The 11,512-nt window shown below is 61.4% G+C and carries 12 protein-coding genes; 7 read left to right on the top strand and 5 right to left on the bottom strand.

Annotation, left to right across the window (positions count from 1 at the left end; all coding sequences use genetic code 11):
- Positions 1–15 precede the first annotated feature (15 nt).
- Positions 16–1,293 carry an NAD(P)/FAD-dependent oxidoreductase gene (locus QRN52_RS22075; RefSeq protein ID WP_284755851.1) on the bottom strand — a complete coding sequence of 426 codons (1,278 nt, stop codon included), beginning with the start codon at positions 1,291–1,293 and terminating at the stop codon, positions 16–18.
- 27 nt (positions 1,294–1,320) lie between these two features.
- Positions 1,321–1,995, bottom strand: a complete 675-nt coding sequence (locus QRN52_RS22070; protein WP_284755849.1) for a haloacid dehalogenase type II — start codon at positions 1,993–1,995, stop codon at positions 1,321–1,323.
- Positions 1,996–2,337: 342 nt separating this feature from the next.
- Between QRN52_RS22070 and QRN52_RS22065 the strand changes: the two genes are divergently transcribed.
- The 7 genes from QRN52_RS22065 (at position 2,338) to QRN52_RS22035 (ending at position 9,657) form a co-directional block, all read left to right on the top strand.
- On the top strand, positions 2,338–3,264 hold the full coding sequence (locus QRN52_RS22065) for an ABC transporter substrate-binding protein (RefSeq protein ID WP_284755848.1): 927 nt from the start codon (positions 2,338–2,340) through the stop codon (positions 3,262–3,264).
- A gap of 13 nt (positions 3,265–3,277) precedes the next feature.
- A complete protein-coding gene (locus QRN52_RS22060) occupies positions 3,278–4,210 on the top strand; it encodes an amino acid ABC transporter permease (RefSeq protein ID WP_284755847.1) in 933 nt (310 codons plus the stop codon).
- Positions 4,207–4,974 (top strand): amino acid ABC transporter ATP-binding protein, encoded by a 768-nt coding sequence (locus tag QRN52_RS22055; RefSeq protein WP_284755845.1) that lies wholly within the window; start codon positions 4,207–4,209, stop codon positions 4,972–4,974. The genes QRN52_RS22060 and QRN52_RS22055 overlap by 4 nt, the downstream gene beginning before the upstream one ends.
- A gap of 3 nt (positions 4,975–4,977) precedes the next feature.
- Positions 4,978–6,111 carry an FAD-dependent oxidoreductase gene (locus QRN52_RS22050; protein ID WP_284755843.1) on the top strand — a complete coding sequence of 378 codons (1,134 nt, stop codon included), beginning with the start codon at positions 4,978–4,980 and terminating at the stop codon, positions 6,109–6,111.
- A gap of 79 nt (positions 6,112–6,190) precedes the next feature.
- Positions 6,191–7,444 (top strand): aspartate aminotransferase family protein, encoded by a 1,254-nt coding sequence (locus QRN52_RS22045; RefSeq protein ID WP_284755841.1) that lies wholly within the window; start codon positions 6,191–6,193, stop codon positions 7,442–7,444.
- 26 nt (positions 7,445–7,470) lie between these two features.
- Entirely contained in the window at positions 7,471–8,925 is a 1,455-nt protein-coding gene (locus QRN52_RS22040) for an NAD-dependent succinate-semialdehyde dehydrogenase (protein WP_284755840.1), read from the top strand.
- A 39-nt stretch (positions 8,926–8,964) separates the two neighbouring features.
- Positions 8,965–9,657 carry a GntR family transcriptional regulator gene (locus QRN52_RS22035; RefSeq protein WP_284755838.1) on the top strand — a complete coding sequence of 231 codons (693 nt, stop codon included), beginning with the start codon at positions 8,965–8,967 and terminating at the stop codon, positions 9,655–9,657.
- A 65-nt stretch (positions 9,658–9,722) separates the two neighbouring features.
- Here the strand turns inward: QRN52_RS22035 and QRN52_RS22030 are convergent, their stop codons facing one another.
- From QRN52_RS22030 to QRN52_RS22020, 3 genes are all read right to left on the bottom strand, one after another.
- The gene (locus QRN52_RS22030; protein WP_284755837.1) at positions 9,723–10,031 is read right to left on the bottom strand and encodes a hypothetical protein; all 309 of its coding nucleotides are present in this window, start codon (positions 10,029–10,031) and stop codon (positions 9,723–9,725) included.
- 90 nt (positions 10,032–10,121) lie between these two features.
- Positions 10,122–10,415: a putative quinol monooxygenase gene (locus QRN52_RS22025; RefSeq protein WP_284755835.1), complete on the bottom strand. Its 294-nt coding sequence runs from the start codon at positions 10,413–10,415 to the stop codon at positions 10,122–10,124.
- Positions 10,416–10,461: 46 nt separating this feature from the next.
- Positions 10,462–11,460 carry a LacI family DNA-binding transcriptional regulator gene (locus tag QRN52_RS22020; protein WP_284755977.1) on the bottom strand — a complete coding sequence of 333 codons (999 nt, stop codon included), beginning with the start codon at positions 11,458–11,460 and terminating at the stop codon, positions 10,462–10,464.
- Positions 11,461–11,512: the final 52 nt, after the last annotated feature.

Below are 11,512 nucleotides of genomic sequence, written 5' to 3'. Positions count from 1 at the left end.
GAAACCTTCTCTTGCCTAACTGAATCGGTCGATAATCTTCGCGGCTCCGCCAATGAAGGGCAGGAACCACGGCGGGCCGAAGTGGCCGGGCACCGGCGGGTTCTTAAGGTCTTCCCACACGTTCGCCTGCTTGTCTCCGGCCATGTAATGGGCCATCTTCTTGCCCATGTGGGCGGCCATCTGCACGCCGTGGCCGCTGTAGCAGAGCGAATAGAACAGGCCATCGTGCACGCCGGCATGGACCATCTGGTCCATGGAGAGGTCCACCAAGCCGCCCCAGGTGTAGTCCACCTTCACGTTGGCAAGATACGGGAAGAGCTCAGTCATCGCCTTGTGCAGGATCTCGCCGCTCTTGACATCTGAATCCGGGCTGGACAGTGCAAATCGAGCACGTCCGCCGAAAAGGAGCCTGTTGTCCGGGGTGATCCGGAAGTAGTAAGTCAGCATCTTGCTGTCCGAGGCTTGGCGCCTGTGCGGAAGGATGCGGTTCACCACGTCCTCCGGCAAGGGTTCGGTGACAATGATGAAGCTGCCCACCGGAATCACGCGGCGCTGCAGCCACGGTGTGACATTGCCTGTGTATCCGCTTGTGGCGACCAGAACCTGCTTGGCCCGTGTGATGCCACGGGTGGTGTGTACGTCATGGACCGTGCCGGAGACTTTCTTCAGCTCGGTGACGCCGGCGTTCTCGCAAATGTGGGCACCGGCAGCAGCGGCTGCACCGGCCAAGCCGTGCACGAACTTGCCTACGTGGAGGCCGGCCCCGAGCGGATCAAGCATTGCACCGTGATAGAAATCCGTACCGATTTCGCTGTGGATCTCCGACTCGGGAATGACCTTCACGTAGTAGTCGGCAAGTTTCGCCAATTGCTCCTGGGACTTCAGCATCCCCTCGTAGTGGGACTTGTGGAAGGCCAGCGAAAGCTTGCCGAAGCGCTTGTAGTCGCAGTCGATGCCGTTGTCGTGGACAAGCTTCTCGATGCTGTCGATCGCGTCGTTGTATTCGCGGAACATCTCCACGGCACGGGTACTCCCGTACCGCTTGACGGCTGTGTTGAAACTGATGGCCAAGCCGGTGGTTGCCATGCCCCCGTTACGTCCGGAGGCGCCCCAACCAACTGTGTGGCGCTCGAAGACAGCGACGCTGGCGCCTTGCTGGGCAAATTCAAGGGCTGCGGAGAGCCCGGTAAATCCGGCCCCGATGATCGCCACATCAACATTTTCCGGCACGGATGTTTGCCGGTAGTCGCCGGAAGGCTCGGCTGTGTCCAGCCAGTAAGGAACAAGTTTCACGGTGTGACCTTTCGCCTCGAAGTCGGTTTAGAGACCGAGGTGCTTGTTGAGCTCGTCCAGGGACTTAACAGTGAAGAGGTCGTAGCCCGTGGTGACGGGGTCATAACCACGGTCCAGCAGGAGGAGGTTCCGGAAGCCCAAGTCGTGCATCGGATGCATGTCGTAGCGTGTGTGCGAGGAGACGTGCAGGAAGTCCTCCGGCTTGGCGTTCAGGGTGTCCAGCATGTACTCGAACGCCTGGTAGCGCGGCTTGTAGGCCCGGGCCTGCTCAGCGGTAAACACGGCGTGGAAGTCTGCACCGAGCTTCGGAATGCTGATGTCCAGGAAGCTGGTGTCTGCGTTGGAGAGGGCCACCAGCTTGTAGTTATCGCCCATGAGCTTCAGCGGAGCCGGTACGTCCTCGTGGGCAACCCAGCCGCGTACCGCCTCAGCGAACTCTGCGCCGGCACCTTCGGTCGGTCCAATGCCCCACCGCTTGCACACGCGGTCAAAGGAATCCTGCAGGATCTGCTCGTAAGGCTTGTAGTCGCCCAGGACCTCGTCGAACCGGTACCCACGGAACTGCTTCTTGAAGGTCGGCCACTGCTCTTCCGAGATGCGGCCATCCAGCAGGCGACGCGTGGTGGGGTCAATGTCGAAGTTGATGAGCGTGCCGTAGATATCAAAAGAGATGTACTTCGGCCGGAAATTGGTCTCTGCCATGTTCGGTTCCGTTCTTTGTCAGGAAATGGAAGCGGTTGCCGTCCCTGCGTATTGGAGGTTTCGGGAAGCGCGTGGTGGGCCGGGAACGGGTCCCCGCCAGGCTGGAAGATCCTGCCCGATGACTCGACTCTAGGCTTGCAAATTGTAAATTGTCAACAGTTTGAACGCGACCGACCGGAACGATTCAGAACCGATCCGGCCTCCGAAAAAGTTTCTGTAAATTGTTGACAATCTACTGTTGAGGGGGTTGCATTGCATTAGACGGCGGAGAGATTCGGATCACACTTCTCTCCCCTCCCCGGTGACAACCACCAACTGACTACCCCTTCGAAGGGAAGCATTATGAAGACTCGAACAAAGGCACAAACCGCAGCCGCAGCACTGGCTGTGCTGCTCGCACTGACCGCCTGCGGAGGCACCGCCACAAGCACCTCGGCACCGGACAGCTCCAAAGCCTCAAATACCGCTGACATCTCCGAGGGCGTCCAGCCCGATGCGGCCGCGGTCAAGCTGCTGCCGCAGTCCTATAAGGACAAAGGTGAACTGACGGTGGCGATGGACCTTCACTACCCGCCAACCACCTTCCTCTCGGATGACAACAAGACTCCGATCGGCCTGAATCCGGACGTTGCCCGCCTGGTGGCCAAGAAGCTTGGGCTGAAGCTGAAGTTCGAGAACACCGTGTTTGACACCATCATTCCCGGTATCGACGGCGGCCGCTACGACTTCACCGTCACTACCATGTCCCCCACAGCCGAGCGGTTGAAGGTCCTGGATATGATCAACTACTTCAAGGCCGGCAACTCAGTGGCCGTGAGTGCGGGCAATCCGCTGAAGCTCACGAATGAGAGCCTGTGCGGTAAGAACATTGCCGTCACAGCCGGTTCGACGGGCCAGCTCAAGCGCCTCCCGGCCCTCTCGGATCAAACGTGCACCTCCAAAGGACAGTCGGCCATTAACGCCGTGACGCTTCCCAACGTCCAGGAGGCGCTGACCCAATTGGCGTCAAAGCGCATCGACGGCATCCTCTACGACACCACCTCCCTCGCGTGGGCCGCGAAGCAGCAGCCTGGCGCTTTCACTATCCTCACCCCCCAGATCAACGTCGGCTCGAGCGACCTTACAGCCGTCGGCCTCAAGAAAGGTTCGGCATTGACCCCCGCTCTTCAGGCTGCCGTCCAGTCGGTCCTGAACAGCCCGGAGTACAAGCAGTCACTCTCGAACTGGGGCCTCGAATCGGGTGCCATCACGGATGCCAAGCTCAACTAGGAGGCGTGCTCCCATGGTGCAAACCATCAGTCGCGGAAGCAGGAACAAGATAGATGGGACCGACCCGGCGCTCAAGCCAAGGCTGCGGCGGCGGAGCGTCTTCGAATACGTGGCCTGGGTGGTGTGCAGCCTGATTGGCCTGGGCATCCTCGTTTCCGTGTCGACCAACCCCAACTTCAAGTGGGACGTGGTCGCTAAGTACTTCACTTATCAAACAATCATCAGTGGGCTGATGCTCACGATCTTCCTTACTGTCGCCAGCATGCTCCTGGGCACCCTTCTGGGCCTGGCGCTGGCGATCATGAGATCCTCCCGGATCAAGCCGATCGCTGCCACGGCGGGCGTCTACATCACCCTTTTCCGGGGTACGCCGGTCCTGGTCCAGCTGATCTTCTGGTTCAACATCGCCGCCCTCTACCCGAACCTGACCATCGGCATTCCGTTCACTAACATCAGCACGGCGGTCGACATCAACGCCCTGATGGCACCGATCACGGCAGCCCTGATTGGCTTGAGCCTCAATCAAGCCGCGTACATGGCAGAAATCATTCGCGGCGGCTTCTCCGCCGTGGGCAAGGGCCAGATTGAAGCTGCCGACTCATTGGGAATGAGCGGCGCAACGAAAATGCGCAAGGTCATCATTCCCCAGGCCATGCCATCGATCATTCCTGCCACCGGCAACCAATTCATCGGCATGTTCAAGGAAACCTCACTGGTCAGCGTGCTCGGCGTCGCAGAGCTTCTGCAAAGCGCCCAACTCATCTACGCCCGCACGTACGAGACCATCCCGCTGCTGATCGTTGCCAGCCTGTGGTACCTCGTCATGACCCTCCTTCTGAGCTACCCGCAATCCCTGCTCGAGAAAAAATACTCCCGTACATCTTCCAGGCTTCCCCGGAACGCGAAGAAGGTTGTGCTGACAGAACCGGAAGGTGTTGCCCGATGAGTAACGACGGCACCATACACGCCCGTAGGATCCGAAAATCGTTCGGCTACAAAACAGTCCTGCAGAACATCGACCTGGACATCGCCTGCGGTGAGGTCTGTTGCATCATCGGCCCGTCCGGCTCCGGCAAATCAACGCTCCTTCGCTGCATCAACGGGCTCGAGACCGTCGACTCGGGGGTTTTGAAGGTCAACGGTGAAGACTTCGGGTACTACGAGACCGACACCGCTTACCACGCCCTCAGTCCAAAGAAGCTCGCCGAGCAGCGCACCAGGGTGGGCATGGTTTTCCAGCAGTTCAACCTCTTCCCCAACATGACGGCACGGGAGAACGTCATGGCCGGCCCCGTGCTGGTCAAACGCGGTGACAAGAAGCAGGCAGCCAAACGGGCCGACGAGCTGCTGGCCAGCGTCGGACTCGACGCTTTCGGCGACCACTACCCGGCCCAGCTTTCCGGCGGACAGCAGCAGCGTGTCGCCATCGCACGGTCCCTGGCGATGGATCCTGAGATCATGCTCTTCGATGAACCCACCAGCGCCCTGGACCCCGAGAAAGTCGGCGAAGTCCTCATGGTCATGCAGGACCTCGCCAAAAAAGGCATGACCATGGTCGTCGTCACCCATGAAATGGGGTTCGCCCGCGAAGTCGCGGACTCGCTGATCTTCATGGACGAGGGCTTCGTCGTCGAACGCGGCGACGCCCGGGAGGTCCTTGCCAACCCCAAAGAACCCCGCACCCAGGCCTTCCTGAAGCAGGTGCTCTGAACGATGGACGGAAAACTGGCCGTGATCGGCCTGGGCAGCATCGGAAGCATGGCCCTGTGGCAGGCCTCCCGTTTGACCGATTCCATCGTCGGATTCGAGGCGCAGGCGCCGGGTCATGCCCGTAGCGCCGTCGGGGGCGACACCCGTCTCTTCCGCATGCTATATCGCGGACGACCCGACTATTACCCCATCCTGCAGCGGTCCCGCGGCCTCTGGGCCGAACTCGAGGCGGAATCGGGCCAGGACATTCTGACGCGCTGCGGCGGGCTATCGATCGGGACGGTTGACGGCCCCTATATCGCCGCCCTGCTCGAAACGACCCGGGTCAACGGGGCTGAGCATGAGATCTTGAGCCGCGACGCCATGGCGGAACGGTATCCGCAGCACAACCTTCGGCCTGATGACTGCGCCGTGTTCGATCCGCATGCCGGCGCCCTGCGCACTGACCGTGCAGTGACGGCGGCAGTTGCCGCCGCACAGGCAAACGGGGCGGCAGTGGTCACCGACACGCCGATCGACAGCATCCAGGAAACGGACGACGGCGTGGTCGTCACCTCGGGCGACGAGTCGTGGACCTTCGAAAACGTGATCGTCGCGTCCGGCGGCTGGTCCCAAAAGCTCATGCCCGACTATCTGAAAGCGGCAACCGAGACGCGGCGGATATTCCTGTCCTGGTTCGTGGCCAGAGACGCGGCGGAATTCTCCCCGGAGAGATTCCCCGTGTTCATCAGGATTTCCGGAGACCGCTCCATGTACGGTGCACCGAGCGTTGACGGAGTGACTGTAAAGGCCACCTTGGATGGTCGCGGGGCGCCAACACCAGCGGCTGACTCAGTGCCAAGGGACCTCACCGCAGCGGAGATCGCCGAAACCACCGAGACGGTACGTGAGTTCTTCCCCGGCCTTTTCCCCAGCATCGTTCGCTCGGACGCGTTCCCGGACCTCTACACCGCGGACTCCCAGCCTTTGCTGGGCTTCCTCGACACTTCCAGCAGGATCTACGCCGCAACTGGATTCTCAGGCGCCGGATTCAAAATGGCTTCCGGCTACGGCGAGATCGCAGCCAGCGAAGCCCTCGGTAAGCGCTGGTTCGACGGGCTGGACTTCGTTCGGCCCCACAGGTTCGAAAAGATTTAGCGACTTCTTATGGGTTCCCCGGGTGAACTCTGGATCGTGCATTGTTGACAATCTACAGTTACTAAGAAAGTATGAAGCCATGGCAGCACTTAGCCCCCTCCTCAAGCAGGCAACTCCCGTAGTCGTCGACTACGCACTCGGGAGCTGGATCCACGCGACCGACGGCAAGAAGTACCTCGATTTCACCACCGGGATTGGCGTCACCAGCACTGGCCATTGCCACCCTGACGTCGTGGCCGCAGCCCGTGATCAGGTGGGCAAGATTGTCCACGCCCAGTACACGACTGTGATGCACAAGCCCCTTCTGGAATTGACGGAACTCCTTGGCAGCGTCCTGCCCGAAGGATTGGACAGTGTCTTCTACGCGACTTCCGGATCAGAAGCCGTGGAAGCATCCATCCGCTTGGCCCGCATGGCAACCGGCCGCCCCAACATCATCTCCTTCCAGGGAGGCTTTCACGGGCGGACGGTGGCTGCGGCGTCCTTGACCACCGCCGGAACCAAGTTCCGCTCAGGATTCTCCCCCCTGATGGGCGGCGTGCACGTAGCTCCCTTCCCGCATTGGTACCGGTACGGATGGGATGAAGCCACGGCTGTCGAATTTGCCTTGAAGGAACTGGACCACCTCCTTCTGACCGTCAGCACCCCGGCCGATACGGCAGGCTTCATCATCGAACCCGTCCTCGGCGACGGCGGATACATCCCCACGCCTGTTGCCTTCCTCCAAGGACTTCGGGAACGGGCAGACCGGCACGGCATCGTACTCATCCTCGATGAAGTCCAGGCCGGCGTCGGCCGGACGGGCAAGTTCTGGGGGCACGACTGGGCCAGGATACGGCCCGACGTGGTCATCACCGCAAAGGGCCTCGCAAGCGGCTTCCCGATTTCGGCTATTGCCGCATCGGCGGATTTGATGGGCAAGGCCTGGCCTGGTTCCCAAGGTGGTACCTATGGTGGAAACGCGGTCGCAGCAGCAGCCGGTGTCGCCACCTTGGGTGTCATTCAGAGGGAGAACCTGGTGGAAAATGCCTTGCTGCGCGGCGACGAACTGAGGGCAGGGCTGGACGCGCTCCAGGCAGAATTCCCGGGAATCGGCAACGTGCGCGGACGCGGCCTCATGCAGGGCGTCGAATTCACCGCCGAAGGCAACATTCCCGACGCGGCAACCGCACTCGCGGTCCAGCAGGCTGCCATCAAGGAAGAGCTCCTGCTGCTCACCTGCGGCCCGCATGGCAACGTCATTCGTCTCATCCCCGCGCTGAACGTCAGCAGCGATGAAATCCAGGCAGGCCTGTCCAAGTTCACGCAGGCGCTCAAGTCGGCCACTTCCTAGTTCCCCTGATCACTGAAAGAGCGAACATGAACCCCCCATTTGATCCCACCACTCTCCAAACAGACTTGTTTATTGACGGAAAATGGCAAAGCGCTGCTGACGGAGCCACCTTCCCGGTAGAGAACCCGGCCACGAACGAAGTCATTGCCCACGTCGCAGACGGCAGTGCTGAAGACGCCGCCCTGGCCATCGAGGCCGCAGGTCGCGCGCAGGCGGAGTGGAGCAAATCCACGCCGCGTCGGCGGGCCGACATCCTGCGGCGTGCCTTCGATCTGGTCATTGCCAACACCGACCGGCTCGCGGCGATCATGACCGCCGAAATGGGAAAGCCCCTTGCCGAGGCAAGGGGCGAAGTAGCCTATGGCGCCGAGTTCCTTCGCTGGTTCTCGGAAGAGGCCGTAAGGATCGGCGGCGACAGCACCACCTCCGTGGACGGAAATACGCGCATCCTCATCACCAAGGAACCAGTCGGACCGTCGGTATTGGTCACGCCCTGGAACTTCCCGCTCGCCATGGGAGCGCGCAAGATCGCCCCCGCAGTCGCCGCAGGGTGCACCATGGTGTTCAAGCCGGCCGAGCTGACGCCGCTGACCTCCTTGGCTTTGGTTGCCATCTTCCAGGAAGCCGGACTTCCCGACGGCGTCCTGAACGTCGTGACGACGTCGAGCGCTTCCGGCGTGGTGCGGACCTGGACGGACAGCGGCATCGCCCGCAAGATCAGCTTCACCGGCTCCACCGAGGTGGGCAAAATCCTCTTGCGGCAAGCCGCTGACAACGTCATGCGCTCTTCCATGGAGCTCGGCGGGAACGCACCGTTCATCGTGCTCGCCGATGCCGACGTCGAGAAGGCAGTGGATGGAGCCATGAAGGCAAAGATGCGGAACATGGGCGAAGCCTGCACGGCCGCAAACCGCTTCTTCGTCCACCGCTCCGTTGCAGAGGAGTTTGGCGAGAAGTTCTCCAAAAAGATGTCAGAATTGCAGGTGGGCAACGGCGCTTTGGCAGGCACAGAAGTGGGTCCGCTCATCGAACAGGCAGGGTTGGACAAAGTGGAGTCTCTTGTTGCCGACGCCGTTTCCAAGGGTGCACGGGTGCTGACTGGCGGAAGCCACCCGGAAGGTCCCGGCTACTTCTACTCCCCCACTGTCCTGACGGATGTGGCGCTGGAATCCGAGCTGATGACCACGGAGATATTCGGACCGGTAGCAGCCATCACTCCCTTCGACAGTGAGGACGAAGTACTCCGTATGGCCAATGACACCGCATGGGGCTTGGTGGGCTACGTGTTCACCGAAAGCGTCGACAAGGCCATGCGGTTCTCAGCGGAACTGGAGGTCGGAATGGTCGGTGTCAACACCGGCATCGTGTCCAATCCCGCCGCTCCTTTCGGGGGCGTCAAACAGTCGGGCCTGGGACGTGAAGGCGGAAAGATCGGCATCGAAGAATTCCTGGAATACAAGTACACCGCGATAGCGGTCTAATAGATTCAATTTGGCGAAGTATGAAATGAGGGGATGTCAATGGCGGCACCGGAGGGAATGTTCGTATTGGAGGGCCGGCCCACGGCGCAGCTGATCGCTGACCAACTCCGAGAGCTCATCGTCCAAGGGGCTTTCAGGCCCGGTCAGCAGGTGAACGAATCTGCCCTGGCTAGCCAGCTCAACACGTCAAGGGGGCCACTCAGGGAAGCTCTGCAACGGTTATGCCAGGAAGGCATCCTAGTCAGCAAGCGTAACCGCGGCGTTTTCGTGCTGGAGCTTTCAACCGTAGACATCAAAGAGATCTACGCCGTGCGCGAGGCAGTGGAACTGGCCGCCGCCAACACTCTCCTCGACTCTGGTCCCGACCAGATCACGGATACCTGCCGAGAGCTCAAGGGCATCATCAAGAACATGGCAAAGCAGGTGGCGGCGTCGGACTGGCAGGCGATCGCCAGGCTCGACATGCAATTCCACACCGCTTTCGTTTCAGGCACCGGGAACACTCGACTGATCCGGATTTACGAGACACTTGCCGCGGAATCCCGCATGTGTATCCTCAGCCTGGAAGTCTCATATCCCCGCATAGATGTGCTGGTACAGGAACACCAAGACATCCTGGACCTTCTTGAGGCGCGCGACCAGAGCGGACTTCAACAAGCCATAAAGCGACACATGCAGAAGGCCGTCGAGGACCTCACATCGACGCGGCAGCCAAGTGGCGTTACGGCGTAAATTTTGCACACAAACTACGGGCCCGGTTCAAGCGAACTGGGCCCGTAGTTTTTCTGCCAGGCTGCCTATTCGTTCCGGGCGGGCACGGGCAGCTCGACGACGGGTTGCAGCCAGGCCTTGTGGTTGCGGACGTGACGGTCTGGGGGACGGATGTACCGGTCGCTTCCGTTGTCCGGGGCCAGTCGCAGGCCTTCATCGGCCAGCGCGTCTTCGATGGCCAGGATGCTGCCGGCACCGATGCCGGCGACGTCTTCCCTCAGGTTCTTGGCTGAGAGGGCGATCAGCTGCCCCACCGTCTGCACGCCTGACCTCAGCAGTGCGTTCACCGTCATCCTGGGCAGCTTGATTTCCCTCAGGGGTAGGTTTCTTTTCATCTACCCACCGGTCCTTTCTCCGGCAAAGCGTGCACGTCCGCGGGGAGCGGTGAATGTGCAGGACGCAGGCTCCCAGGATCGTGCCGGCGGCTATTGGATCGCCCGGAGCCAGGTCAGTTCCGAGCCGTCGCCCTCGATGGGGCCTGCGAGTTCTTCGTTGAACTTCCGTCCGTAGTCGGCGCCGATGTGCTCCTCGAAGGCGGCCTGGTCGCGGTAGACCTCGAAGACGAAGTACTCGTTGGGCCGGGATTCCCTGGTGTAGGGCCAGAAGACCACGTTTCCCGGCTCGGCGCGGACGTGTTCGGTGAGCTCGCGCATCATTTCCGCGACGCTGGCTTCGCAGCCGGGCTTGACAGTGAATTCTGCGTACAACGTTTTGGTCATGGTGGGTTCCTTCTTTCAGGCGAAATTGTTGGAGTGGTTGGTTGGGTCAGTCAGATGGTGGGAGTTCGCCCGAGCCGCGCACGATCAACTCCGAGGGGACAACCCAGGTGCTGGGCTGGCTTTGGTCGCCGTCGATCCTGGCCAGGATCCTTTCGGCGGCGAGTTTGCCAATGCGTTCAGGGTGCTGCGCGATGACCGTGATGCCCGGTTCCATCATGTCCGCGAGGGCGAAGTCGTCGAAACCGACCAGGGCCACTTTGTGGCTCGCGCCCGCTTCCTTCAGTGCCCTCATGGCGCCGAAGGTGACCAGGTTCTGGCTGGAGAATATCGCGGTAGGGGGATTCCGGGAGGCGAGCAGTTCGTGTGTCGCGCGATGTGCTGCCTCTTCGTCGTGAAGGTTCTCAATGGCGGGAACGTCGGACACGGCGATGCCGGAGCGGGCGAGTTCCTCCAGGAACCCCCGGCGGCGTTCCCGTGCGGTCTGGATGTCGGTCCGGTCTCCAAGGTATGCCAGCCTGGTGTGGCCGTGGCTGAGCAGGTGGGCGGCCGCCCGCGCTCCGCCGGTGGCGTTGTCGCTCACGACGGCGTCGGCGTCGATCCCGTTGGGTTCGCGGTCGATGAAAACGACCGGCAAGTCCTGGGAGTGTTCCGGGATGACGTGGGCCTGGCTCTTGGCAATGGGTGTGAGGATAAGCCCGTCGACCCGGCGCCTGAGAAACGCGGCGACGAGGGCTTTCTCCCGCTCGGGATCGTCGTCCAGGCTCGCGGCAAACATGGCAAGGCCGCGCGCCGCCAGGGCATCTTCAATGGCGCGGTGGATTTCCCCGCTGAACGGGTTGGCCACGCTGGGCAGAAGCAAGCCGATGGACAGGGTCCGGCGCCCGGTGCGGCGGAGACTGCCCGCGGCCATGTCCAACTGGTAGTTCAGCTGTTCCACGGCCCGGAGCACCCGCACCGTTTTGGCTTCCGAGACGCCGGGCTCTTCATTGACGACCCGGGATACTGTCTTGATCCCCACGCCCGCCAGCGCAGCGACGTCGCGCATGGTCGGGCGCTGTTTCGCGGCTTCGGCTTGGTAACGGTTAGACAACGTTGTC

Source organism: Arthrobacter sp. efr-133-R2A-120 (assembly GCF_030209835.1).
Lineage (GTDB): Bacteria > Actinomycetota > Actinomycetes > Actinomycetales > Micrococcaceae > Arthrobacter.
This window is presented reverse-complemented; position numbering and strand designations above follow the sequence as displayed.

What these genes read in the sequence shown, in the direction of transcription:
- QRN52_RS22035 (WP_284755838.1), top strand. Translation starts at nt 8,965, where the DNA reads ATGGCGGCACCGGAGGGAATGTTCGTATTGGAGGGCCGGCCCACGGCG.
- QRN52_RS22055 (WP_284755845.1), top strand. Translation starts at nt 4,207, where the DNA reads ATGAGTAACGACGGCACCATACACGCCCGTAGGATCCGAAAATCGTTC.
- QRN52_RS22030 (WP_284755837.1), bottom strand. Translation starts at nt 10,031, where the DNA reads ATGAAAAGAAACCTACCCCTGAGGGAAATCAAGCTGCCCAGGATGACG.
- QRN52_RS22025 (WP_284755835.1), bottom strand. Translation starts at nt 10,415, where the DNA reads ATGACCAAAACGTTGTACGCAGAATTCACTGTCAAGCCCGGCTGCGAA.
- QRN52_RS22065 (WP_284755848.1), top strand. Translation starts at nt 2,338, where the DNA reads ATGAAGACTCGAACAAAGGCACAAACCGCAGCCGCAGCACTGGCTGTG.
- QRN52_RS22070 (WP_284755849.1), bottom strand. Translation starts at nt 1,995, where the DNA reads ATGGCAGAGACCAATTTCCGGCCGAAGTACATCTCTTTTGATATCTAC.
- QRN52_RS22040 (WP_284755840.1), top strand. Translation starts at nt 7,471, where the DNA reads ATGAACCCCCCATTTGATCCCACCACTCTCCAAACAGACTTGTTTATT.
- QRN52_RS22020 (WP_284755977.1), bottom strand. Translation starts at nt 11,460, where the DNA reads ATGCGCGACGTCGCTGCGCTGGCGGGCGTGGGGATCAAGACAGTATCC.
- QRN52_RS22045 (WP_284755841.1), top strand. Translation starts at nt 6,191, where the DNA reads ATGGCAGCACTTAGCCCCCTCCTCAAGCAGGCAACTCCCGTAGTCGTC.
- QRN52_RS22060 (WP_284755847.1), top strand. Translation starts at nt 3,278, where the DNA reads ATGGTGCAAACCATCAGTCGCGGAAGCAGGAACAAGATAGATGGGACC.
- QRN52_RS22050 (WP_284755843.1), top strand. Translation starts at nt 4,978, where the DNA reads ATGGACGGAAAACTGGCCGTGATCGGCCTGGGCAGCATCGGAAGCATG.